The organism is Gulosibacter sp. 10, assembly GCF_900163695.1.
In the GTDB taxonomy this organism is placed as follows: Bacteria; Actinomycetota; Actinomycetes; order Actinomycetales; family Microbacteriaceae; genus Gulosibacter.
In genome coordinates this window covers 125,686-149,944 of the sequence record NZ_FUIC01000027.1, presented here as the reverse complement: position 1 = coordinate 149,944, position 24,259 = coordinate 125,686, and the positions used below count along the sequence as shown (strand labels likewise).

The window sequence follows — 24,259 nt, the reverse complement described above, 5'->3', positions numbered from 1 at the left end:
GGTGGATGCGGCTACTGCTCGGCTGCGAACCGCTTCGTCGCCGCGACGAAGCGGTCGAGCTGCTCCAGCGCCGCTCCCGAGTCAATCGTGGCACGGGCAACCTCGATCTTCTCGGCGAGCCGGTCCCGGATGGGCCGCTCCGAGGAGTCGGGGTTCTTCGCGAGGTCGTAGGCGACCATGCCCGCCGCGGAGTTGAGCAGCACGATATCGCGCACCGCCGGGCGGCCGCCTCCGCCGAGCGTCTCGCGCGCCACCGCCGCGTTCTCCTCCGGCGTACCGCCGAGGATCTCGTCCACCTCGTAGGTGCCGAGGCCGAGATCCCGCGGGTGGACGTCGTGCTCGGCCACATCGCCGCGGACGACCTCCCAGATGTGCGAGTACCCGGTGATGGTCAGCTCGTCGAGGCCGTCGTCCCCGCGGAACACGAGCGCCGCGGCGCCCCGGGTGCGGAACACGCCCACGATGAGCGGGATCGCCTCGCGGCGGGCCACGCCCACCGCCGAGGCCTCGGCGCGGGTGGGGTTGGTGAGCGGCCCGAGGTAGTTGAAGACGGTGGAGACCCCGAGCTGCTTGCGCACGGGCCCCGCGTGCGCGAAGCCCGGGTGGAAGAGGGAGGCGTAGAGGAAGGTCATGCCCGTCTCCTCGAACACGCGCCGCTGCGTCTCGACGTCGGCTCCGTGCACCACCCCGAGCGCCGAGAGCACGTCCGAGGCGCCGGACTTGGCCGAGGCGGCCCGGCCGCCGTGCTTGAGCACCGGCACGCCCGAGCCCGCGATCACGAACGAGGACATGGTCGAGACGTTCACGGTGCCGACCATGTCGCCGCCCGTGCCCACGATGTCGACGCCCCAGGTGGACATGTCGGTGGGGGCCGCGTGCGCGAGCACCGCGTCCCGGAAGCCGACCAGCTCCTCGACGGTCTCCCCCTTGGCGCGCAGGGCGACGAGCCACGCCGCGAGCTGGGCCTCCGTGACCTCGCCGCGCATGACCTGCTCCATCGCCCAGGTCGCCTGGCGGACCGAGAGGTCCTCGCCGTTCAGGAGGGAGTCGAGCATCGCCGGCCAGGTCATGAGATCCGTCATGCGGGAAATTCTAGCCCCGCCCGAAGAGCCCGCCGAACCGGCGGCGAAGGGGGATCGGGAATAGCGAGACTCGCCCGCGCGTGCAAACTTGGCGAACCTGGGAAATCCGTCATAATGGAACACGTGACTTCCCTCAATCCTGCATCAACGGCACCTCGGGTGCACCGTCCAAACACCGTAGCCATCGGCACCATCGTGTGGCTCGGCTCGGAAGTGATGTTCTTCGCAGGGCTCTTCGCGATCTACTTCACGCTTCGCGCGATGGCGCCGGAGCAGTTCGCGGCCGGCCACGACATCATGAACATCCCGTTCGCCGCCGTGAACACCGCGATCCTGGTCTCCAGCTCGGTGACCTGCCAGATCGGCGTGATGGCGGCCGAGCGCGGCCAGGCCTTCCGCGACGGCAAGCGCTGGGGCTGCGTCGAGTGGTACTACCTCTCGGCCTTCCTCGGCTCGGTCTTCATGGCCGGTCAGGTCTGGGAGTACGCCACGCTCGTGAGCGAGGGCTACGTGCTCAACCTCAACAGCTTCACCAGCTCCTTCTTCATGGCCACCGGCTTCCACGGCCTCCACGTGCTCGGCGGCATCCTCGCCTTCTTCGTGGTGATCGTGCGGATCTACGCCGTGAGGAAGATGGGCCAGCGCGAGACCCACAGTGCAATGGCGATCTCGTACTACTGGCACTTCGTTGACGTGGTCTGGGTGGGCCTCTTCTTCGTCATCTACATCCTCCCCTACATCGCCTAGCGGCCAGCCGTCCCTGTCGAGAGAGATTTTCCAATGTCACTTGCAACCAAGCATCGTCCCGCCGCGAAGAAGTCACGCAAACGGGCCCGCCGCACCCCCCTCGCCACCGCGGCTCTGCTGAGCCTCGGGCTGCTGCTGACGGGCGGCGCCTACGGCGCGGTCGACACGCTGGTCGCAAACGCGGCGGAAGACACCGTGGACGTCGACATGACGTCCACGCAGACCATCGCGGAGGGCGAGAAGCTCTTCAACGCGAACTGCGCGACGTGCCACGGCATCGACGCGGTCGGCACCTCCGAGGGCCCGAGCCTCATCGGCGTCGGCGCCGCGGCCGTCCACTTCCAGGTCGGCACCGGCCGCATGCCGATGCAGTCGAACGCACCCCAGGCCCCCGCCAAGCCGCAGCAGTTCGATGAGACGCAGACCCTGCAGCTCGCCGCGTACGTCGCCTCCCTGGCCCCCGGCCCCGCGATCCCCGAGGACCAGTACCTCCAGGCCGACGGCGACGCCGCCCACGGCGCCGAGCTATTCCGCATCAACTGCGCGATGTGCCACAACGTGGCCGCGGCCGGCGGTGCGCTCACCGAGGGCAAGTACGCCCCCGAGCTGCAGACGGTCGAGCCCGCGCACATCTACGAGGCCATGCAGACGGGCCCGCAGAACATGCCGGTCTTCAGCGACACGAACCTCAGCCCGCAGGACAAGGCCGACATCATCACGGCCATCCGCTGGATGACCGAGAACACCAACATGGTCGGCGGCTACAACCTCGGCGGGGTCGGCCCCGTCGCAGAGGGGCTCTTCATCTGGGTGTTCGGCATCGGAGCCTCTGTCGGCTTCGCCATCTGGCTCACCTCGCGCCCCAACTAGCAGCGGCGCGCCCTCAACTTAGCTTTCACTCATCCTTAACCCAGAAAGGGACAACCATGGCTGAAGACGAACACGGCGGGGAGCTCCGAACCGCCAATTCGTCCGATCGCTCGGTCGATTCCGGTACGGCGCTCGTCTCGAACGACGCCTACGAGGATCCGGGCATGCCCGAGCACGGGCATCGGGTCACCGACAGCGATCCGAAGAAGGAGAAGAACGCCGCGCGGGTCATCACGCTGCTCTTCTGGGTCTCCCTCGCCTGCACCCTCTTCGCGATGTTCGCGTACTTCATCTGGCCGATCGACCGCGAGGACATCACGAGCGTGCGCCTGCACAGCTTCCTCCTCGGCGCCGGCATCGCGCTCGGCATGCTGTCCCTCGGCGTGGGCGCCGTGGCCTGGGCGAAGTACCTCATGAAGGATGAGGAGCTGTCCGAGGCCCGCCACAAGACGGGCGCCTCCCCCGCGACGGCCCAGCGCGTCACCGAGATCTTCGCGAAGGCAAACGACGAGTCCGGCTTCTCGCGCCGCAAGCTGCTGCGCAACTCGCTCATCACCGCCGTGCTCGCGCTGCCGCTGCCCGGCATCGTGCTGTTCCGCGACCTCTACAACGGCAACAACGAGCACCCCGTGGACCTCCTCCACGAGACCATGTGGGACAAGGGCGTCCGCCTCGTGCGCGACCCCTCCGGCACACCCATCAAGGCCTCGGACGTCACCATCGGCTCGGCCTTCCACGTGATCCCCGAGACGCTGACGGAGATGCACCACGGCGAGGAGATGCTCAACGCGAAGGCCAAGGCCATCGTGCTGCTCATGCGCCTCCCCGAGGACCGCCTCAACGAGAAGCCCGAGCGCAAGGACTGGTCGTACCACGGCATCGTGGCCTACTCGAAGGTCTGCACGCACGTGGGCTGCCCCGTGGCCCTCTACGAGCAGCAGACGCATCACCTGCTGTGCCCCTGCCACCAGTCGCAGTTCGACGTGACGAACCACTGCGAGGTCATCTTCGGCCCCGCGGGCCGCCCGCTCCCCCAGCTCCCCATCGAGGTGGACGGCGAAGGCTACCTCGTCGCGCAGAGCGACTTCCACGAACCTGTTGGCCCGACCTTCTGGGAGCGTCGTCATGACTACAACGTATAAGGCACCGGTCGCCGAGGACAGCGCCATCGCCAAGGCGTCCGTCTGGATCGACGAGCGCACCAGCATCTCGGGCGCCGTCAAGGAGTTCGGCCGCAAGATCTTCCCCGACCACTGGTCGTTCATGCTCGGCGAGGTGGCGCTGTACAGCTTCATCGCCATCCTCCTCTCGGGCACGTTCCTCACGTTCTTCTTCGACCCGTCGATGGCGCACGTCACCTACGAGGGGCAGTACGTGCCGCTCAAGGGCGTCGGGATGTCGGCGGCGATGGCCTCGACCCTCGACATCTCCTTCGACGTCCGCGGCGGCCTGCTCATGCGCCAGGTCCACCACTGGGCAGCGCTGCTGTTCGTGTCCTCGATCATGCTGCACATGGCCCGCGTGTTCTTCACCGGCGCCTTCCGCAAGCCGCGCGAGCTCAACTGGATCATCGGCCTCGTGCTGTGGATCCTCGCGATGCTCGAGGGCTTCTCCGGCTACTCGCTCCCCGACGACCTGCTCTCGGGCAACGGTCTGCGCATCGTCGACGGCATGATCAAGGCCGTGCCGCTCATCGGCACCTGGATATCGTTCCTGCTCTTCGGCGGCGAGTTCCCGGGCGGCGACATCGTGCCGCGGCTCTACTCGCTGCACATCATGATCCTGCCGGCGCTGCTCATCGCGTTCCTCGTGCTGCACCTCCTGCTCATGGTCGTGCACAAGCACACCCAGTGGGCCGGCCCGGGCCGCACCGAGCAGAACGTCGTCGGCAACCCCGTCCTCCCCGTGTTCGCGGGCAAGGCCGTCGGCTTCATGTTCATCGTCCTCGGCCTGATCTTCCTCATCGCCTCGCTCTTCCAGATCAACCCGGTCTGGAACTACGGGCCCTACGACCCGTCGCCCGTGTCGGCCGGCACCCAGCCAGACTGGTACATCGGCTTCGGCGACGGCGCGCTCCGACTGATCCCGCCCGGCTGGGAAATCGCGCTCGGCAACTACACGCTCTCGCTGGCGATCCTGGTGCCGTTCCTGCTCATGGGCATCTTCGTCATCGGCCTGTTCGTGTACCCGTTCCTCGAGTCGTGGATCACCGGCGACAAGCGCGAGCACCACCTGCTCGACCGTCCGCGCAACGCCCCGTTCCGCACCGCGCTCGGCGCCGCCTGGATGAGCTTCTACGCGTCGATGTGGGCCGCGGCCTCCTCGGACCTCATCGCCACCCACTTCTCCATGGCGATGGAGCACGTGATCCACATCCTGCAGTTCTGGATGACCGCGGGCACGGTGATCGTCTTCATCATCACGCACCGCGCATGCATCGCGCTGCAGCGCCACGACCGCACCCTGGCCCTCCACGGCCACGAGTCGGGCCGCATCATCCGGCTCCCCCACGGCGAGTTCCAGGAGGTGCACGTGCCGCTCACGGACGAGGAGCAGTTCGCGATCAACAACTTCGACACGTACACCCCGGTCAAGCCCTACGTCGACCCCGAGACCGGCAAGACCAAGGGCAAGATGCGCGCACGCCTGTCGCGGTGGTTCTACGCGGACCGCATCGAGGCCACGACGCGCGCCGAGGTCGAGGCCGCCAAGCACGACCACGGCGAGCTGCACTAGCCGCTCACCGCTTCGACCGCGGCCCCGGGAGCACTGCTCCCGGGGCCGCGGTCGTTTGCGCCTCGGCTCGGGGCCGTTGGTCGGGTGCGTGGCCAGGGGCCGACCGCCGGGGCTGCGGGCCCCTGGGTCATCGCCGGGCCCGTGCTCGAGGGCCCGTCGTCGGGCCCGTGGTCCGGACTGATCGTCGGGTTCGTATCTCGAGGAGGCCGCCCGGATCGCCTCCGGCGCGTCAGCCGGTCTCAGCCCCGATGCGGGTAGTCGGCGTGCACGGCCTCGAGCGCCGCGGCGGCCGGACCCGCCGCATCCGCCTCGAAGGGCAGGAACTCGAATCGCCGCGATCTTCCGGAGGTCTTCGCCGACCAGGTGCCGATCAGGCGGCCGTCGACGTAGACGACCGGCTTGAACACGCCGTTCCGCGCCGGGTCGATGCGCCGGTGGTGGTCCTCGTGCACGATCGCGCCCCGCTCGCCGTACCCGAGCAGGAGCTCGTCGAAGGGCGGCAGGAGGCGCGGGGCGACGAGCTCCTCCTCCACCCCGGCCGCGGCCTCCCGGAGCCCGGGAGCGCCCCACAGCGCCTCGCCCGAGGGGTCCGCGCCGTAGCCCTCCAGCTCCGTCTCGAGCGGCCGCGCCTCGGCCGCCTTCCGGATGCGGCCGAGCGGCAGCTTCGTCCACCACGCGAAGTCGCGGATGGTGGCCGGGCCGTGGCCGCGGAGGTAGCGGTGCAGCCATTCGGCGATCGCGGCGAGCTCGTCGCCGTTGAAGCGCGCCTCGAGCGTGCTCGTCTCCGGCAGCCAGGAGGCGGCGTCGACCACGAGGTGCTCGGAGCCCCGCAGCGGCCCGTAGACGAGCCGGCCGAGGGCGATGAGGGTGAAGAACACGTGGTAGCGCTGCGGGGCCTCGAGCGGGATGCCCCGCGCCTCGAGCGCCTCCGCGATCTCGGTGCGCGACAGCGCGCCCCGCTCGGAGCCGGCGAGGATGTCGAGGATCTCCCCCTCGATGCGCTCCAGCAGCGGCTCGGAGAGCCCGAGCTGCTCGCGCCGGCGATTCGCGCTCCGCACCGAGCGCGCGCCGCCCAGGGCGTTCATCCACTGCAGGTCCTCGGCGGGGGCCGCGAAGACCGTGCCCCGCATCGGATAGCCGCGGACGATCTCACCCCGGTCGAAGGCGGCCTCCACCGCGGCGGCGTCTCCTCCGCTGCGCAGCGCCAGCGCCGCCACCACCCCGCCGAGGTGCTGCCCCTGCGTGCACAGCAGCCTGCGCGCCGCGTCGAACGCCGTCGCATCCTGCCGTCCGGGCGCCAGCCCCTGGGCCAGATATCGGAGGTGGGCGATGCGCGGAAACGCCGAAGGGGCCTGCTCAGACATGTCGCACAGTGTATGCGACGAGCCCGAGCGGGCCCCTTCGTGGGCGGGAGAGCGGCTAGTGGCCGAACTTGCCCCGGTAGGTCTCGAACATCCAGCCCAGCAGGCCGACGATCGCGGCCGGCGCGAACCAGAACGCGGGCCACCACCCCACGGCGATGCTCGCGAAGACCAGGCCCACGCCCGCCGCCGTGACCACTGGCCACATCGAGCTCGGCATGAAGAAGCCGAGGTCCTCGTCGGCGTCCGCGATCTCCGCGTTCTCACGGTCTTCGGGCAGCGGCTTCCGGGAGAACGGCTTGTTCTCCAGCCCCAGGTACCACGCGATGAAGGCGGTGAACAGGGTCATCAGCACGAAGGCCACGGCCCCGACCCATTCCAGCTCCTTCTCGATGAACCCGGTCCAGGCGGAGTAGATGACCGCCATCAGGGCGTAGAAGACGGTGAGTCCCCAGAGGATATTGCGAGTTGTGCGCATCTTGCTGCTACCTAAGCCTTTCCGCCAGCGGCGACGGGTTCATCGTGCGAACCGGGAGCCGAGTACTCGGGGTGGTTGAGGTCGAAGGCCGGGCGCTCCGAGCGGATGCGCGGAATCGACGTGAAGTTGTGGCGCGGCGGCGGGCAGCTGGTCGCCCACTCGAGCGAGCCGCCGTAGCCCCACGGGTCGTTGACGGTGACCTTCTTGCCCCGGCGGTGCGTGAGGAACACGTTCAGGAAGAACGGGATCATCGAGATCGCCAGGATGATCGCGCCGATGGTCGACACCTGGTTCATCCACGTGAAGTTGTCCTCCGGCTGGTACGTGTAGTAGCGGCGGGGCATGCCCATGACGCCGAGCCAGTGCTGCACGAGGAACGTCATGTGGAAGCCGATGAAGAGGATCCAGAAGTGGATCTTGCCGAGGCGCTCGTTGAGCATCTTGCCCGTCCACTTCGGCCACCAGAAGTAGAAGCCCGCGAACATGGCGAAGACGACCGTGCCGAAGATCACGTAGTGGAAGTGCGCGACCACGAAGTAGGTGTCGGAGACGTGGAAGTCGAGCAGCGGCGACGCGAGGATGACGCCCGTGAGACCGCCGAAGACGAAGCTCACGAGGAAGCCCAGCGACCAGAGCATGGGGGTCTCGAAGGTGATCGAGCCCCGCCACATCGTGCCGAGCCAGTTGAAGATCTTCACGCCCGTCGGCACCGCGATGAGCATCGTCATGAGCGCGAAGAAGGGCAGCAGCACCGAGCCGGTGACGTACATGTGGTGCGCCCACACCGAGGCCGAGAGCGCGGCGATCGCGATGGTCGCGAGGACGAGCGTCTTGTACCCGAAGATCGGCTTGCGGCTGAACACCGGGAAGATCTCCGAGACGATGCCGAAGAACGGCAGCGCGATGACGTACACCTCCGGATGGCCGAAGAACCAGAACAGATGCTGGTAGAGGATCGCCCCGCCTAAGTCGACGTCGTAGATGTGCGTCAGGAACACGCGGTCCATGAGCAGCGCGAACCACGCGACGGTGAGGACCGGGAACGCGAAGAGCACGAGGATCGAGGTGATCAGGGTGTTCCAGGTGAACACCGGCATGCGCCACATCGTCATGCCCGGAGCGCGCATCGTGATGATGGTGGTGATGAAGTTCACGGCGCCGAAGATGGTGCCGTAGCCGGTCAGCGCGAGGCCCGCGATCCACAGGTTCCCGCCGATGCCCGGGGAGAACGTCGTCAGCGACAGCGGCGTGTACGCGGTCCAGCCGAAGGAGGCCGCGCCCTGCGGGGTCAGGAAGCCCATGACCGCGATGATCGCGCCGAAGGAGTAGAGCCAGTACGCGAACGCGTTGAGGCGCGGGAACGCCACATCCGCGGTGCCGATCTGCAGCGGCAGCAGCGCGTTCGCGAAGCCGGAGAACAGCGGGGTCGCGAACATGAGCAGCATGATCGTGCCGTGCATGGTGAACAGCTGGTTGTACTGCTCCTTGGTCGCGATCATCTCCATGCCGGGGGCGAAGAGCTGGCCGCGGATGAGCAGCGCCATGACGCCGCCGATGCAGAACCACACGACCGAGGAGGCCAGGTACATGTACCCGATCATCTTGTGGTCGGTGGTGGTCAGCATGTTGAGGAGGAGGTTGCCCTTCTTCCCCGCCTTGTTGACCGAGAGGTCTCGTTCGGGTGCCGCCTCGGCGCCCGAGGCAGCGGGCCTGTTCAAAGTCGAAGTCATTCTCACCCTCGCCTAGTGCTGTTCGTCGTGTTCGATGACCGGAACGCTGTCGCCCGGGTTGTGCTGGTTGCGGTTGTACTCGTCGCCGAGCGCGCCCTCGTTGCCGGCCTCGCGCAGCGACTCGATGTAGGCGTTGTACTCCTCCTGCGAGACCACGTGCACCTCGAAGAGCATCATCGAGTGGTACTCGCCGCAGAGCTCGGCGCACTTGCCCATGTACACGCCCTCGCGCTCGGGCACGAACGAGAACTGGTTGGTCTGGCCCGGGATCGTGTCCTGCTTGTAGTGGAAGTCGGGGACCCAGAACGAGTGGGCCACATCGCGCGACTTCAGGTCGATCGTGACGTTCGCGCCGACCGGGACGTAGAGCTTCGGCAGCTGGCCGTGGTCGATCTCGCCGGTCGTGGCGCCCTCCTCGTCCGTGAGCTCGACCGCCTGGACGCCCTCGTAGTAGACGCCGCCGTCGTACTCGGCGCTGCCCGTCTCGAGGTAGTTGAAGTCCCAGGCCCACTGCTTGCCGTAGACCTCGATGTAGACCTCGGTCTCCTCCTCGCTGTAGACCTCCTGCGCCACGGCCTGGTCGCGGGCGGTGAAGGCGAAGAAGCCGCCGACGAGGATCACCGGGATGACCGTGAAGAGGATCTCGATCGGCATGTGGTAGCGCATCTGCACCGGCATGCCGGTCTCGTTCTTCCGGCGGCGGTACACCACGTTCGCCCAGATGAGCAGGCCCCAGACCAGGAAGCCGATCGCGAGCAGCACGATCCACGAGTGCACCCAGAAGTTCGCGATGATGTCACCGATATCGGTGGTGCCAGGAAGACCCGGCATGTAGCCGTTGAGCTCCTGCGCCGTGCATCCGGCGAGCACGAGCGCAAGGACAGAGCCGAGCGACAGCGCTGTCCACTTTTTCCGGTGGTTCTTCCGCACGTTGGACCTTTCGAGAAGACGCATACAGATGATTCCCAGTGTAGCCCGTTTTGGTCAGGGGCTCGTCACGCCGGGGCGCCCGCGTGGCGAGCATCCGCCGGGCTTCGGAGGGAAACGCACCGCGGGTGCGCGCATCGGGAGGATGCGCGCACCCGCGGTGCGTTTCGGCGCGTCGACGGCCATCGCTAGTGGAACGAATCGCCGCAGGCGCAGCTGCCCGAGGCGTTCGGGTTGTCGATCGAGAAGCCCTGCTTCTCGATCGTGTCGGAGAAGTCGATCTGCGCTCCGTCGAGGTACGGCGCGCTCATCTCGTCGACGATGAGCTCGACGCCGTCGAAGTCGACGCAGGCGTCGTTCTCGAGCTCGCGCTCGTCGAAGTAGAGCTGGTAGATGAGCCCCGAGCAGCCGCCCGGCTGCACCGCGATGCGCAGGCGCAGGTCGCTCCGTCCCTCCTGGTTCAGCAGGGCCTTCACCTTCTCGACCGCCGTCGCGGTGAGCGCGACGTTGTGCGTGTTCTCCGTCACGGTGATGCCCTCAAGCGTGGTCGTCATGCTTCCTCCATTGTCCTGGGACGGCGTCCGACGCGGCTCCCGCGTCTTCAACTGCATAACGCCGTCGTCGATTCGATTATTCCCCGTCCGCGCCCGCGGCGAGCAATCCCGCGAGGAATCTCGCCTCGCTCTCGATCGCGCGCCGGAGCACGCCGAGGTGCTGGGACTCGTTCGGCGAGTGCGCGAGCGTCCCCGGATCCTCGACGCCGGTGACGAGCACCTGCGCGGCGGGGAACGTCTCCACGAGGCTCGAGATCATGGGGATCGAGCCGCCGATGCCGGTGCGGCCGGCCGGCCGGCCCCAGGCCTCGCCCATCGCGCGGGTCATCCGCGCCACGCCCTCCGCGTCGGGGTCGACGAGGAACGGCTCGCCGATGTCCATCGACTCGACCTCGAGCCGCGCCCCGAACGGCGCGTTCGCGCGCAGGTGCGCGAGCAGCGCCTCGGCGTACGACTCCCCCGTCTGCCCCGGGGCCACCCGGCCGGAGATGCGGACGCGCACCTCGGGCAGCAGCGTGTTCGAGGCGTTCGCGACATCGGGCGCGTCGATGCCCGTCACGGTGATCGAGGGCTGGAACCACATGCGCGAGTTGAGCGGCCCGGTGCCGATGAGCCGGCCGCCGAGGACGCCGGCCTCCGCGGCCAGCTCCTCGGCATCGGCCTCGGGCACCTCCCCGTCGTAGGAGCGCAGCCCGGGCACCGCCACGGCGCCGTGCTCGTCCCAGAGCGTGTTCAGCAGCCGGACGGCCGCGAGCATCGCGTCCGGCGCCAGGCCGCCGTACATGCCCGAGTGCGAGGCGTGCTCCAGCGTGCGGATGCGCAGGTTGAACGCGACGTTGCCCCGCAGGGCCACGGTGAGCGACGGGGTCTCGGCCGAGACGTTGTCGCTGTCGGCGACGATGATGTAGTCCGCCTCGAGCTCGCGGCGGTGGTGCTCGAGGAAGCGGTCGAAGCTGCGCGAGCCGTTCTCCTCCTCGCCCTCGACGAGCACCGAGATCCCGACGCCGAGCGGCTCGCCGCGCGACTCCAGCACGTCGCGGAGCGCCTCGAGGGCGCCGATGTGCACGAGCACCCCGGACTTGTCGTCGCTCGCCCCGCGGCCGTACAGGCGGTCGCCGATCACGGTGGGCTCGAAGGCGGGCGTGCGCCAGTCGGCCGGGTCCCCGGGCGGCTGGACGTCGTGGTGCGCGTACAGCAGCACCGTGGGCCGGCCCTCGAGCGGCGGTCGGTGCGCGAGCACCGCGGGCTGCCCCGGGCGGCCCTCGACGTCGTCGTACTGCCGCACCTCGATCGAGTCGAACAGCCCGGTCGCCTCGAGCAGGCCCGCGACGGCCTCCGCGCTGCGGCGCACCGGCTCGCGGTCGAACTCGTCCCAGCTCACGGAGGGGATGCGGACGAGATCGCACAGGCGGGCGATCACGTCCGGCATCCCGAGCCGCACGCGTTCGCGGAGATCCGCCCCGATGTCCTCTGCAGAAGATTCAGTCATGCACCACAGCTTATGGGGATCAGCGGCCGACGAGGTCCTCCGCACCGGCGTCGGGGGTGTAGTAGGCCGCCGAGTCGAACGCGTCGGCCAGATCCTGCGGATCCCGCTCGGGCCGCTCGGAGGCCGGGGGCTCGTACGGCGTCCCGGCCTCGTCCCGGATGCGCCGCAGCTCCAGCAGCACGGCCCGGGCCACCGAGTCCCACTCCCGGAACGCGAGGGCGTTGATGCGCGGGCGCGAGAACGCGCCCGCGTTCGGCCGGCTGGTGCCCGGGCCGACCGCGAACCGGCGGGGGTGGACGCCGCCGCCTCGGCGGATCACGCGCGCGTCGGACTGCCGCACCTCGACCAGGCCGCTCGTGACGGGGCCCACCTGCTGCTCGCGGCCGACCCCCGAGCCGATCAGATCCCGGAGCACCGGCGAATCGGTGTGCTCGATGCTCGCCTCGGGGAGCCAGGCGTCGATGAGCGCGCGGGTGCGGCGCTCGCCGGGCACGCTCGCGCTCCGCGCCACGAACTCGCCCGTCTCCGGATCCGCATGCACGAGCACGCCCGCGCCCAGGAATTCGACGACCCCCGCCTCCGAGAGCGCGACGAGCTCCTCGAGCCGCTCCGGCGGCGGCCCCGAGCCGACGTAGCTGAAGAACTTGTACCAGCGCCGCTGGTACTCGCGCACGTAGGACGTGCCGTCCCAATTAGGCGAGGTGGAAATCTCCGAGGCGGCGAGGTAGGCGAAGAGCATCGCGTTGAACAGCGCCTGCCACTCCGAGTAGCGCGGATCCGTGCTGCGCTCGACGTTGTCGAGCACGTACTCCCGGGTCCAGCACTGCAGCTCCTCGGCGGACTCGAACTCCACCCCGGCGAGGGGCCTGTCGAAGCGCGCGAGGTCGAGCCGGTCGGCCTCGTCCGGCACCGCCCGGGCCACGAGCTCGTGGAACGGCGCCCCGTCGAGATCGAGATGGTCGAGCCCCTCGCGGAAGTCCTCCCAGGGCATGGCCACGCGGTCGGGCGAGCCGGTGAAGAGCTCGAGGTAGTAGCCGTGCAGCAGCTCCCGGCGGATGAGCGGATACAGGTGGTCGCTGAAGTCGAGGCCGCGGGTGGTCGCGGCGATCCGCTTCGCGATGTCCGCCGTGAAGTAGCGGGGCGCGTACGCGTCGCCGCGCGGCACGGAGGACACCTTCGAGCGGTACGGCACGCCGCGGCGCGAGCCGAGCAGCAGCGTGGACTCGCGGCCGGAGGGGTGGTAGCGCAGGCGCCCGTCCTCGCGGACGAACCGGCCGCCGCGCCCCTCGTTCATGAGCACGAGCAGGTCGATCGCGGCGAGGCCCATGCCCCGCACGAGGACCTCCTCGCCGGGCTCGAAGCGGTCGAGGTCGGCATCCGCCGTATAGCAGGGCTCGAGGTACTTGGCGCCCTTCATCGCCGCGAAGTCGAGGAGGTACTTGCCCTCTCCCATGAGCTCGCTGCCGAGGTGGCCGAAGGAGTAGATGACGAGGTCGGTCGTGAGCTCGTCGCCGCTCGCGAGCGTGACCACCTGCGCGCCGCAGGGGTCGTCGCTCACGCGCACGACCTCGTCCCGGTGCCACATGACCTTCGATCCGGCGCCGAGGCCGTCCACGGCCTGCTCGAGGAACCACGTCATGTAGCGCTCGTGCAGCCGTCGCGAGGGGAAGCTCGTCGGCCCGAGCTCCTCGAGCTCGAGACGGAGGGCCGGCGAGGTCCCCTCGTCGAGGTCCACGCCCCGGATGCGCCCGGCGCGCACCTGCTCCGCCCATTCCGCGAGCGTCGGCCCCGGGCGCACCGGGCCGTCGATCGTGCAGGACTCGTCCGTGAACATGGTGATGTCGCAGGCCATCGAGTTGAGCTTGAGCAGGCTCGACTGGGCGTCGCGCCAGATCCGGCCCGCGCCGGGCGGGTGCGGGTCGATCAGGTGCAGGATGAGCGGGCGGTCGTCGATCTCGGGCTGGCTCGCGATGAGCCGCTCGACGATCCCGGCAGTGCGCGGTCCCGCCCCCACGAAGGTGATGCAGCGCGTCGCGAGGTGCCCGTCGTGGTCGACGAGCCTGGCCGCGCGACGCGTGGGTCCGGTCATACCCGGGCCTCCGGGCGCGACCGCACCCGGTCGACGTCGAATGGCGCGGCCCGGGTACCCATGAGCTCGCGCAGCGACGCCCGCTCGGGGTACTCGGTGCGGTAGGCCCCGCGCTCCTGCAGGATCGGGACGACCCGCTCGACGAACTCGAGCAGGCCGTCCGGCACGAGGTGCCCGATGAGGGTGAAGCCGTCCGCCGCGCCGCCGTCGACGGCGCGGATCATCTCGTCCGCGATCTGCTCGGGCGTGCCGACGAAGTTCGGCCCGCCGTACTCGCGGATCGCGATATCCCGGATCGAGAGATGCTCGCGCTCCGACAGCTCCCGCCAGGCCGCGGCCCGGGCGTGACGGTCCTGGTAGGTGTTCACCCAGCCCGCGGCGACGTGGTCGTCGGCGGGGTCGAAGGACGGCAGCGGCCCGTCCGGGTCGTGGTCCGACAGGTCGCGGCCCCACACCTGCTCGATGTAGGAGATCGCGGTCTGCGGGCTCACCTGCGCGCGGCGGATCTCGAGCGAGCGCTCCTGCGCCTCCTCGGGGGTGTCGCCGATCGCGAACGCCGTGGCGGGCATCACCTTGAGGTCCTCGGGCCGGCGGCCCCGCTCGAGCAGCCGCCGCGAGACGTCCTCCCGGAAGGCGCGCGCCTGCTCGAGGTCCGCGTAGTGCGAGAAGATCACGTCGGCGTTGGTCGCCGCGAAGTCCCGGCCGACCTCCGACATGCCCGCCTGCACCAGCACCGGCTCGAAGCCGGGCTCGGCGGGGATCGTCCCGGTGGTCCGGATCTCGAAGAACTCGTGGCCGGTGGCCACCTCGGTGGCCGGGTCGCCCGGCTTCGCCCGCCAGATGCCCCGCGCGGCGTCCACGACGGCCTGCGCCCGCGGGTACCGCTGCTCGGGCGGCAGGTAGTAGCCGCGGCGGAAGTTCGCGCCGGTGAACTCGTTCGAGGTGGTGACGATGTTCCACCCGGCCCGGCCGTTCGAGAGCACGTTGAGCGTCTGCAGCTGGCGGGCCAGGTCGGCGGGCTCGTTGAAGGTGGCCGACAGCGTGCCGATGAGCCCGATGTGCTCGGTGACCGCGGCGAGCGCGGAGAGGATCCCCACCGTGTTGGGGCGTCCCGCCACGTCGAGCTCGTGCAGCCGGCCGTTCTGCTCGCGCAGCCGGAGCCCCTCGGCGAGGAAGACGTAGTCCATGAGCCCGCGCTCGGCGACCTCCGCGAAGCGGCGGAAGGACTCGAACGCGATCTGGCTGCCGGAGGCCGGGTCCGACCACACGGTCTGCTGGTTGACGCCCGGGAAGTGGGCGGCGAAGCGGATCTGGCGGTGGCTGGTCATGCGCGGGCCTCCTCGGGCGCGTTGAATGCTGCGGTGAACGGTGCTTCGCCGGTGAAGCGGTTCGCGGCCTCGGGCAGGCCGAGTCGATCGCGGAGCGTCCCGGTCTCGGACGCCGGCGCCGCGCCCGCCTCGCGGAGGGCGGGCAGCACCTCCTCGGCCAGGCGCTCGAGATCGCGCTCGGTGTCGAGCGGGCGCAGCCGGATGCCCTCGATGCCGCGCTCGCGCCAGGCGAGGATGCGGTCGACGAGCTCCGCGGCGGACGACGCGTAGACCCCGGTGTCGAGCGCGGTCGGCGCCGCGGCGCCGCGATCCCCCGTCAATGAGACGGCGATGTCCGCCCAGAGCTGCAGGGGCTGCCCGGTTCTGCCCGTCCGGTCGATCGCCGCCAGCGCCTCGGCGCGGCGCGCGTCGAGGTCGGCGTCGTCGAAGGGGGTGATGAAGGCCACGTCGGCGGTGGCGGCGGCGAACTCGTAGGGGATGCGCTGGTGCGCGAGCGCGAAGACCGGCGGCTGGCCCTGCGGCGACCGCGGCGTGATCGACGCGCCGTGCACCGACAGGAACCGCCCGCGGAACTCGGGGTTGTGGATGCGGTCCGCGTCGAGGAAGCGGCCCGTCGCGACGTCGCGGATCTCGGCGTCGTCCTGCCACGAGTCCCAGAGCAGCCGGACGATCTGCGCGAATTCCAGCGCCTCGTCGAACGGGCGGCGGAGCACCGCGTCCCGCTCGGCCTCGGGCAGCGCGTTGATCTCCTCGATGCGGCCGAAGCCCTCCTTGCCGTAGGCGGCGAACTCCTCCTCGGCGAGCCCGATCCGCAGGCGCAGCCCGGCGCGGCCGAGGGAGGCGAAGTCGAGGGTCTGCGTCGCGGTCGCGACGTGGAAGGGCTCCTGCAGCGCGGTCGTGCCCGCGGGGACGAGGCCGATGCGGCTCGTCTGCGGCGCGAGCCAGCTCGCGAGCGAGAAGGAGTCGAGTCGCGCCGGCTGGCCGGAGCCGGCGGCGAGCGCGGGGGCGTCCTCGAAGGTGAGCACGTCGAAGCCGGCGGCCTCGGCGGCGATCGCCGTGCGCGACCAGAACGCCGGGTCGGCGGCGCCGGCGCCGCCGCCGGCCGCAGGATCCCATCCGAGGCCGTTGACCCCGAGTGCGAGGCCGAACTGGGTGCGGGTCATGACTTACTCCTTCGTCGATCCGTTGAGGCGGGTGCCGGGGATCGCGTCGATCAGCGATCGGGTGTAGGGATGCTCGGGGTGCGCGAGGACCTCGTCGGTGCGCCCGGTCTCGACGAGCTCGCCGCGCCGGAGCACGCCGACCCGATGCGAGATCTCGCGGACGACGCCGAGGTCGTGCGTGATGAAGAGGTAGGCGACGCCGGTCTCCCGCTGCAGCCGAGCGAGCAGTTCGAGCACCTGCGCCTGCACGGAGACGTCGAGCGCCGAGACGGCCTCGTCGAGGACGATGCACTCCGGCTCGGTGGCGAGCGCCCGGGCGATGGCCACGCGCTGGCGCTGGCCTCCCGAGAGCTCCTCCGGCCGGCGCCACAGCACGTCGGCGGGCAGCGACACCGCGTCGACGAGCTCGGCCACGCGCTCGCGCTGCGCCGCCCTGGTGCCGATCTTGAAGGAGCGCAGCGGCTCACGGACGATCTCGGCGATGCGCATCGCGGGGTCCAGCGAGGCGAACGGGCTCTGGTGCACGAGCTGGAACCGGCGGCGCAGCCTGCGGAGGGGCTCCCCGCGGAAGCCCGTGACGTCCTCGCCGGCGAACTCGATCCGCCCCGCATCGGCGCGTTCGAGGTGCAGCGCCAGGCGCGCGGTCGTGGACTTGCCGGATCCCGACTCGCCGACGAGCGCGTAGGTCTCGCCCTCGCGGATGTCGAGGCTCACGCCGTCCACGGCCCGCACCGTCTCCGCGCTGCCGCGCACCCGGAACTCCTTGTGCAGGTCGGTGAGCCGCAGCAGCGTCCGCGCCTCGGGCGCGGGCTCGGGGGTCCGCTCGGTCACCCGGGCGGCGCTCAGCCCCGGCGCCGCGGCCACGAGCCGCCTGGTGTAGGGATGCGAGGGGTTCGCCAGCACCTGCTCGGCGCTGCCGGCCTCGACGATCCCGCCCTGCTGCATCACGACCACGCGATCGGCGCGGTCGGCCGCGACGCCCAGGTCGTGCGTGATGAGCAGCACCGCGATGCCCCGCTCGCGGCGGAGCTCCTCGATCCGGTCGAGGATCTGCCGCTGCACGGTGACGTCGAGCGCGGAGGTGGGCTCGTCGGCGATGAGCAGCTTCGGGTCGCCGGCCAGCGCGGAGGCGATCAGCGCCCGCTGCCGCATGCCGCCCGAGAACTCCGAGGGCAGCTGCCCCGCCCGCTCGGCGGGCTCGGGGATGCCGGCCTCGGCCAGCAGCGCCACCGCCCGCTCCTCGGCGGCCGCCTTCTCCGCGAGGCCGTGGATGCGCAGCGTCTCGGCCACCTGGCGGCCGACCGGCAGCAGCGGGTCGAGCGACAGCGTGGGGTCCTGCGGCACCAGCGCGATCTCCCGGCCCCGGACGTCCCGCCACTCGCGGCGGCCGAGCCCCTGCAGATCGCGGCCGTCGAAGCGGAGCCCGCCCGCGCGGACCCGGGCGTTGCCCGCGAGCAGGTGGAGGATCGAGCGGGCGACCGTCGACTTGCCCGAGCCGGACTCCCCCACGATCGCGACGATCTCGCCCCGGCCGATCTCGAGATCGACGCCGCGCACGGCGGGGGCCTCGCGGCCGCCGACGACGTAGTCCACGTGCAGATCCTCGATCTCGAGCAATGCGCGACACGGGGACTCGTCCCGGACGGGCTGTGGGGTCACTTCGTTCTCCATCGTCGTTTCGGGGGTCACCGTCCGCGGTCCAATCGGTTGAGCCGGCTCGAGATCACGCTCGCCGAGAGCACGACCGCGACGATCACGAGACCGGGGAGGGCGGTGAGCCAGCCGGCGGTCGAGATGTAGTCGCGCCCGGCGGCGACCTGGGCGCCCCATTCCGGAACGTCCGGCGGCGCGCCGAAGCCGAGATAGCTCAGCGCCGAGATCGCGAGCAGGGCCGTGCCGAACTCCAGCGCCGCCATGGCGAGCACGGGCGCGATCGAGTTCGGCAGCACGTGCCTGCCGATCACCGTGTACCACCGCGCCCCGCTCATGCGCGCCGCCTCCACGTAGACCGCCTCGGCGCCGCGGAGCGTCGACGAGCGCATGACGCGCGCGAACGCCGCCGTCGAGGTCACGCCGACCGCGATCGCCACGTTGAGCGTCCCGAAGCCGAGCGCCGCCACGATCGCGAGCGAGAGGAGGATGGCGGGGATCGCGAGCAGCACGTCGACGACGCGCATGAGCGCCTCGTCGATCCAGCCGCGGAGGTAGCCCGCGAGGAGCCCCAGCAGGCTGCCCGCGACGAATCCGCACGCCACGGCGAGGGCCGCCGCGCTCAGCGAGGCCCGCGTGCCGTGCACCATGCGCGAATAGAGGTCCTGGCTGAGGTTGTCGGTGCCGAACAGGTGCTCGCCCCCGGGAGGCAGCAGCCGGGCGCCCGAGATCGGCTGCCGCGGGTCGTAGGGGGCGAAGAAGCCCGGCCAGATCGCCCACGCGATCACGACGAGCAGTACGAGGATCGCGAGTCCGAGCCCGAGGTTGCCGAGCACCCGGCGTCCGCGGCCGAGCGTCGCCCGGCGACGCGGCCCCGAGGGCTCGACGGGCGCGGGCACGGCCGCGGTGGCGACTGCTTCACTCATGGTCTTCCCTCCGTTCCTAGGCGCTCGCCCGCTGCGCGCGGACGACGATGCGGCGGTCGATGAGCGGGGTGATGAGGTCGACGAGCAGCGTGACGATCACGAAGGTGACGGCCGCGAGCACCACGACCCCCAGCACGATCGGGGTCTCCTGCTTGTTCACCGCATCGATCATCACCCGTCCCAGACCGTCGCGCGAGAACACGGTCTCGGTCACCACGGTGCCCCCGACGAGGCCCCCGACGAGCACGCCTGCGATGTTCAGGCCGGGGAGGGCGGCGTTGCGGAGGGCGTGGCCGAACACCTGACGGCTGCGGGAGGCGCCCTTGGCGCGCACCTGCTCGATATAGGGCGAGGCCATCTCCGTGCGGAGCCCGGCCGTCAGCACCTGCGCGAGGTACGAGCCGGTCGCGATGCCGAGCGTGAGCGCCGGCAGCACGAGCGAGGGGAAGTCGTTGCGGTCGAAGGCCGGGAACCAGCCCAGCCCGAAGGAGAACACCTGAAGCAGCACGATGCCGAGCCAGAAGGTCGGGATCGCGACCGCCACCGGCGGCAGCCCGGCGATGAGCCGGCGCAGCCACCCGGCGCGAGGCAGGGTCGCGAGCACCGCGACGCCCACCCCGATGACCACGGTGAACACGAGTGCGAGGCCCGCGAGCTGCAGCGTGTTGGGCAGGGCCCGGAGGATGACGTCGAGCGCGACCTCGTTCGTGGCGATGGTCCGCCCGAAGCCGCCCGTGATCGCGGCGACGAGGGCCGAGAAGTACTGCTCGTACCAGGGCCGGTTGAAGCCGAGCTCCTCGCGGCGCTGCTCGATCGCCGCCTCGCTGCCCACCCCGGAGGCGCCCACCGCGGCGGCGACCGGGTCGCCCGGCAGCAGGTAGAGGATCCCGAAGACGATGGTGAACGCGGCCCACACGATGAAGAGGCCGAATCCGACTCGTCGGAGGATGTATCCCGCCATCCGCTATTCCGTCCAGGCGCTCTGGAACTCGATGCGGCTCGAGCCGTCGAACGAGACGCCGTGGGTGGTCGGGGTCGAGGCGATCGTGGTCGACAGCTGGAACACGGGGATGACGTCCGCGTTCTCGAGGAAGCTCTCGACCGCCGCGTCGACCTCCACCTGGCGCTCCTCGGGGTCGGTGATCTGGGACTGCGCGATCATGTGCCCGTCCGCCTCGGGGTTGTCGCGGTGGCTGGTGTAGAGCGCGTTGTCCCCGAGGCTCGAGCGGAGCACGTCCGCGTCGGCGCGGGTCAGGTTCGCCCACTGGCCGGTGTTGCCCTCGTCGTTGATCGTCGAGAACATCTCGGACACGGTGATGAGGTTGAGCTGCATGTCGATGCCGACCTCGCGCAGCTGCTGCTGCATGAGCTGCAGCTGATCGGTCGTGGGCTGCCAGTAGTCCACGGTGAAGGTCAGCCGTTCGCCGTCGCGTTCGCGGATGCCGTCCTCGCCCTCGATCCAGCCCGCGTCCTCGAGCACCTGCTCGGCGTGGCCGGAGTCATGGGAGAGCAGCTCGGAGTGGTCGGTGTAGTTCGGCGTGACGTCGGACAGCAGGGAGGTCGCGGGGCGGTCGTCCTCGGTGAGCAGCTCGACGAACGCGTCGCGGTCGAGCGCGTGGATCATCGCCTCGCGCACGGCGGGGTCGCCCGAGACCGGGTGGTCGTGGTTCGGGACCCACGAGTAGACCATGCCGGGATTCGCCCGGTTCTCGAGACTGAAGCCGGCGTCGGCCAGCACCTGCTGGTCGAGCGGGGAGATGTTCGCCGAGGACTGGATCTGATCCGACTGCAGCGCGCCGGTGAGCGTGGACGCCTCCGGGATGACCGTGAACTGCAGGGTCGCGAGATAGGGCGCGCCCTGGTTCTCGGCGTAGGCGGGGGCCCATGCGTAGTCCTCGCGGCCGGCGAACTCCGCGGAGCTCTCGGGCGTGTACTCCACCAGCGTGAACGGCCCCGAGCCCACGTAGTCGCCGGCGCAGCGCTCCTCGAGCGAGAGGTCGAGCGAGTCGACGCTCAGCAGCCCGAGCGCGTGCGTGCTGGTCGCCTGCAGGAACTGGGCGGAGGGCTCCGCGAAGCGGATGGTCACCGTCTGCGGGTCGACCACCTCGATCTCCGAGAGGTCCTCGAGGTAGGTCGCCCCGAGCGGCGAGGCCTCGGCGAGCCCCTGGATCGCCTCGAGGTTGGCCTTCACGGCCTCGGCGTCGATCGGCGTGCCGTCGGCGAAGCTCGTCCCCTCCTTGAGGGTGAACGTGAACTCGGTCGAGTCGTCGTTGATCTCCCACGCCTCGGCGAGCCACGGGACGATCTCGGAGGTCTCCGGGTCCTGCGCCGTCAGCGAGGCCACGGTCTGCTTCGCCATGTTGATGTTGTCGTTGCTGGAGACCTGCTGCGGGTCGATGCAGCCCATGTCGTCGGGGATGCCGAACGCGAGCGTGCCGCCCTGCACCGGCTCGCCGGCGGCGTCTCCCCCGCCGCCCCCGTTGCCGCCGCACCCGGCCAGCAGCAGCATTGCCGCGGAGGTGGCGGCCACGGTCGTGAGGATGCGCGTGCGATGTGTCATCGAAGCCTTCCGGTCCTTCGGCGATCGAGCCGAGAGCGTGGTGGATACCGTCTGCGGCGGAATCCGGTCCGCCGCGCTGGTGAGAGCCTAGGAAGCCGCGCGTCGGCCCGGTGAATTGTTACGTAATCCGGCGACGCATGCCGTCATCTGCGTCATGCCGCGTCATGTTCGCCCGGCCGAGTCGATTCGCGCCGCCGCACCTGATAGTGGCGGCGTTCGCTGCGAGCGCTCGCCCCTCGCCCCGGGCGGCGCGCGCCACGGGTTAAGCTTGAGAGGTTACGGGCGCAGCCCTTCCGCTTTCTCCCTCCCATCACCGACGAAGGAACTCATGGCCAAGCAAGAACCGGCACGCGAGGAGACCCCCCAGGACGCCCCCAAGTCCGGGAGCGGCAAGAAGGGGCCGACGCCCCGCCGTCGCGACGCGCAGGCCGCCAACTTCCGGCCGCTCGTGCCCGAGGACCGCAAGGAGGCGCGCCGGCAGGCGCAGGCCAGGACCCGCATGCAGCAGGCGGAGGCCCGCGAGGGGATGGCGCGCGGCGACGACCGCTACCTGCGGCCGAACGAGCGCGGCCCGCAGAAGCGGTTCCTGCGGGACTACATCGATTCCCGCTTCACCCTCGGAGAGCTGCTCATCCCGCTCATGTTCCTCGTGATCATCGCCACGTTCTTCCCCACCACGTACGCGGCGATCTGGGCCATGGCCTTCATCTGGTCCTTCCTCGCGGTCTGCATCATCGAGGGCATCGTCTACGGCCGGATCGTCCGCAAGCGCGTGGCCGAGGTGGTGGGCCAGGACCGCGTCGAGAAGGGCTTCATCCTCGGCGCCGTCGGGCGATCGATGCAGATGCGGTTCATGCGCATGCCCAAGCCGCAGGTCAAGCGCTTCACGAAGGTCGAGTTCACGGGCCGCTGAGTCCGGGGCGCGGGCGCGGGGCCGGTTCGGGGGAACCGGCCCCGCGCCCCTGTCTTCAGCGCTTCCCGACGAGCCCGCGGTTGATCGAGGCCGCCCACAGCGGGCCCTCGTAGATGAACGCGGTGAAGCCCTGCACGAGCGTCGCGCCGGCCTCGAGGCGCTCCCGGACGTCGTGGGCGTCCGTCACCCCGCCGGCGGAGATGATGCAGCAGTCCTCGGGCAGCGCCGCCCGGACCACCTCGAGCACCTCGAGCGAGCGCCGGCGCAGGGGCCGCCCCGACAGCCCGCCGGCGCCGTAGGCCTCGACCACGCGCGCCCGTTCGCTGAGGGGCTCGCGCGCGATCGTGGTGTTGGTCGCGATCAGCCCGTCGAGGCCGACCTCGACCACGAGCCCGCAGATGCGGCGGATCGCCTCGTCCTCGAGGTCCGGCGCGATCTTCAGCAGCAGCGGCACGCCCTCCGCCGCGGCCTTCGTCTCGCGCAGGATCGGCTCGAGCGCGTCGAGCTCCTGCAGGCCGCGCAGCCCCGGGGTGTTCGGCGAGGAGACGTTGATCACGAGGTAGTCGGCGACGGCCCGCACCGCCCTGGCCGCCGCGACGTAGTCGTCCACCGCCCGCTCGGCGGGCGTCGCCTTGTTCTTGCCGATGTTGACGCCGACGATCGCGCTGTCGGTACGTCGCCTCCCCACCGCGTCCGCGGCGGCCTGCGCGCCGTCGTTGTTGAAGCCCATCCGGTTGATGAGCGCGCGGTCGCGCGGGATGCGGTACATGCGGGGCCGGGGGTTGCCCGGCTGCGCGAGCGGGGTGACGGTGCCCACCTCCACGTGCCCGAACCCGATCGCGGCGAGCCCGTCGATCATGGCGGCGTTCTTGTCGAACCCGGCCGCGAGGCCGAACGGCGAGGGGAACTCGAGCCCCAGCGCGCGCACCCGCAGCGACGGGTCGGGCCGCGCGACCGCGGTCGCGAGCCGGCGCAGGATCGCGTTGCCGCCGATCATGCGGATCACGTTCGCCGCGAAGGCGTGCGCGCGCTCGGCGTCCATGCGCCGGAGCACCGAGTTGAAGACGATTCGATAGGCGCAGCGCGCTCCACGGGTCAGCACGGTCGGAGGAGTCCTTCGTTGTCGGGGTCGGTCAGCGATCGGCGGCGTCATCGACGGCTTCGTCGTCGAGATCCTCGTTCGCGTACTTGGGGGTGAGGCCGTCGGTCTTCAGCCGGTCGATGGCCTGCTCGAAGTCCTCGACCGAGGCGAAGCTCTGGTACACGCTGGCGAATCGCAGATAGGCCACGTCGTCGAGCTCCCGGAGGAAGGGCAGGATCGCGAGGCCGATGTCGTTGGCCTCGACCTGCGAGCTGCCGCTCGCGCGGATGCGCTCCTCGACCTTCTGGGCGAGCTGGGCGAGATCGGCGTCGGTGACGGGGCGACCCTGGCAGGCCTTCCGCACCCCCGAGACCACCTTGTCGCGCGAGAAGGGCTCGGCGACCCCGGTGCGCTTGATCACGTTGAGACTGGCGGTCTCGATGGTCGAGAAGCGCTTGGAGCAGTTCGGGCACTGGCGTCGCCGCCTGATCGCGTTCCCGTCGTCGATGAGGCGCGAATCCACCACGCGCGAGTCGTCGTGTCGGCAGAAGGGGCAGTGCACAGGGGTCTCCTCG

General features: G+C 70.4%; 21 protein-coding genes. 5 read left to right on the top strand and 16 right to left on the bottom strand.

The genetic code is table 11. The features are described 5' to 3' along the window. Window positions 1–11: 11 nt before the first annotated feature. Window positions 12–1,082 carry an anthranilate phosphoribosyltransferase gene (gene trpD, locus FM112_RS10935; protein ID WP_087007423.1) on the bottom strand — a complete coding sequence of 357 codons (1,071 nt, stop codon included), beginning with the start codon at window positions 1,080–1,082 and terminating at the stop codon, window positions 12–14. Between the two features lie 114 nt (window positions 1,083–1,196). Here trpD and FM112_RS10930 point away from each other — a divergent pair, with 114 nt between their 5' ends. Genes FM112_RS10930 through FM112_RS10915 form a run of 4 tightly spaced genes read left to right on the top strand, consistent with a single transcriptional unit; the run spans window position 1,197 to window position 5,435 of the window. Next, complete coding sequence (locus FM112_RS10930) at window positions 1,197–1,829, top strand: heme-copper oxidase subunit III (RefSeq protein WP_087007421.1); 633 nt, start codon at window positions 1,197–1,199, stop codon at window positions 1,827–1,829. A 33-nt stretch (window positions 1,830–1,862) separates the two neighbouring features. Further along, window positions 1,863–2,699 carry a cytochrome c gene (locus FM112_RS10925; RefSeq protein ID WP_087007419.1) on the top strand — a complete coding sequence of 279 codons (837 nt, stop codon included), beginning with the start codon at window positions 1,863–1,865 and terminating at the stop codon, window positions 2,697–2,699. A 56-nt stretch (window positions 2,700–2,755) separates the two neighbouring features. Further along, the gene (locus FM112_RS10920; protein ID WP_087007417.1) at window positions 2,756–3,841 is read left to right on the top strand and encodes a ubiquinol-cytochrome c reductase iron-sulfur subunit; all 1,086 of its coding nucleotides are present in this window, start codon (window positions 2,756–2,758) and stop codon (window positions 3,839–3,841) included. Continuing rightward, entirely contained in the window at window positions 3,825–5,435 is a 1,611-nt protein-coding gene (locus tag FM112_RS10915) for a cytochrome bc complex cytochrome b subunit (protein ID WP_087007415.1), read from the top strand. The genes FM112_RS10920 and FM112_RS10915 overlap by 17 nt, the downstream gene beginning before the upstream one ends. 239 nt (window positions 5,436–5,674) lie before the next feature. Here the strand turns inward: FM112_RS10915 and FM112_RS10910 are convergent, their stop codons facing one another. The 13 genes from FM112_RS10910 to FM112_RS10850 form a co-directional block, all read right to left on the bottom strand. Continuing rightward, the gene (locus tag FM112_RS10910) at window positions 5,675–6,799 is read right to left on the bottom strand and encodes a winged helix DNA-binding domain-containing protein (RefSeq protein ID WP_087007413.1); all 1,125 of its coding nucleotides are present in this window, start codon (window positions 6,797–6,799) and stop codon (window positions 5,675–5,677) included. 55 nt (window positions 6,800–6,854) lie between these two features. Further along, window positions 6,855–7,274, bottom strand: coding sequence for a cytochrome c oxidase subunit 4 (locus tag FM112_RS10905; RefSeq protein WP_087007411.1), 420 nt, complete (start codon window positions 7,272–7,274; stop codon window positions 6,855–6,857). Window positions 7,275–7,285: 11 nt separating this feature from the next. Next, a complete protein-coding gene (gene ctaD / locus FM112_RS10900; RefSeq protein WP_087007408.1) occupies window positions 7,286–9,004 on the bottom strand; it encodes a cytochrome c oxidase subunit I in 1,719 nt (572 codons plus the stop codon). A 12-nt stretch (window positions 9,005–9,016) separates the two neighbouring features. Then, a complete protein-coding gene (gene coxB / locus FM112_RS10895; RefSeq protein ID WP_087007406.1) occupies window positions 9,017–9,958 on the bottom strand; it encodes a cytochrome c oxidase subunit II in 942 nt (313 codons plus the stop codon). A gap of 161 nt (window positions 9,959–10,119) precedes the next feature. Further along, window positions 10,120–10,485, bottom strand: coding sequence for an iron-sulfur cluster assembly accessory protein (locus FM112_RS10890; protein ID WP_087007404.1), 366 nt, complete (start codon window positions 10,483–10,485; stop codon window positions 10,120–10,122). A 76-nt stretch (window positions 10,486–10,561) separates the two neighbouring features. Further along, window positions 10,562–11,974: a M20/M25/M40 family metallo-hydrolase gene (locus FM112_RS10885; protein WP_087007402.1), complete on the bottom strand. Its 1,413-nt coding sequence runs from the start codon at window positions 11,972–11,974 to the stop codon at window positions 10,562–10,564. Between the two features lie 19 nt (window positions 11,975–11,993). Next, entirely contained in the window at window positions 11,994–14,063 is a 2,070-nt protein-coding gene (locus tag FM112_RS10880) for an FAD/NAD(P)-binding domain-containing protein (RefSeq protein WP_087007400.1), read from the bottom strand. After that, window positions 14,060–15,391, bottom strand: coding sequence for an LLM class flavin-dependent oxidoreductase (locus FM112_RS10875; protein ID WP_087007398.1), 1,332 nt, complete (start codon window positions 15,389–15,391; stop codon window positions 14,060–14,062). The genes FM112_RS10880 and FM112_RS10875 overlap by 4 nt, the downstream gene beginning before the upstream one ends. Next, on the bottom strand, window positions 15,388–16,554 hold the full coding sequence (locus FM112_RS10870; protein WP_087007396.1) for an LLM class flavin-dependent oxidoreductase: 1,167 nt from the start codon (window positions 16,552–16,554) through the stop codon (window positions 15,388–15,390). The genes FM112_RS10875 and FM112_RS10870 overlap by 4 nt, the downstream gene beginning before the upstream one ends. A gap of 3 nt (window positions 16,555–16,557) precedes the next feature. Further along, on the bottom strand, window positions 16,558–18,213 hold the full coding sequence (locus tag FM112_RS10865) for an ABC transporter ATP-binding protein (RefSeq protein ID WP_254910460.1): 1,656 nt from the start codon (window positions 18,211–18,213) through the stop codon (window positions 16,558–16,560). A gap of 26 nt (window positions 18,214–18,239) precedes the next feature. Next, window positions 18,240–19,130 (bottom strand): ABC transporter permease, encoded by an 891-nt coding sequence (locus FM112_RS10860; protein WP_087007392.1) that lies wholly within the window; start codon window positions 19,128–19,130, stop codon window positions 18,240–18,242. A gap of 16 nt (window positions 19,131–19,146) precedes the next feature. Beyond that, window positions 19,147–20,091 (bottom strand): ABC transporter permease, encoded by a 945-nt coding sequence (locus FM112_RS10855; protein ID WP_087007390.1) that lies wholly within the window; start codon window positions 20,089–20,091, stop codon window positions 19,147–19,149. 3 nt (window positions 20,092–20,094) lie between these two features. After that, window positions 20,095–21,690: an ABC transporter substrate-binding protein gene (locus tag FM112_RS10850; protein ID WP_087007389.1), complete on the bottom strand. Its 1,596-nt coding sequence runs from the start codon at window positions 21,688–21,690 to the stop codon at window positions 20,095–20,097. Between the two features lie 328 nt (window positions 21,691–22,018). Between FM112_RS10850 and FM112_RS10845 the strand changes: the two genes are divergently transcribed. After that, complete coding sequence (locus tag FM112_RS10845; protein ID WP_087007387.1) at window positions 22,019–22,603, top strand: DUF3043 domain-containing protein; 585 nt, start codon at window positions 22,019–22,021, stop codon at window positions 22,601–22,603. Between the two features lie 55 nt (window positions 22,604–22,658). Here FM112_RS10845 and FM112_RS10840 read toward each other — a convergent pair whose 3' ends face one another. After that, the gene (locus FM112_RS10840) at window positions 22,659–23,705 is read right to left on the bottom strand and encodes a quinone-dependent dihydroorotate dehydrogenase (RefSeq protein ID WP_254910459.1); all 1,047 of its coding nucleotides are present in this window, start codon (window positions 23,703–23,705) and stop codon (window positions 22,659–22,661) included. A 31-nt stretch (window positions 23,706–23,736) separates the two neighbouring features. Next, window positions 23,737–24,246 carry a transcriptional regulator NrdR gene (gene nrdR / locus FM112_RS10835; RefSeq protein ID WP_087007382.1) on the bottom strand — a complete coding sequence of 170 codons (510 nt, stop codon included), beginning with the start codon at window positions 24,244–24,246 and terminating at the stop codon, window positions 23,737–23,739. Between the last annotated feature and the right edge of the window lie 13 nt (window positions 24,247–24,259).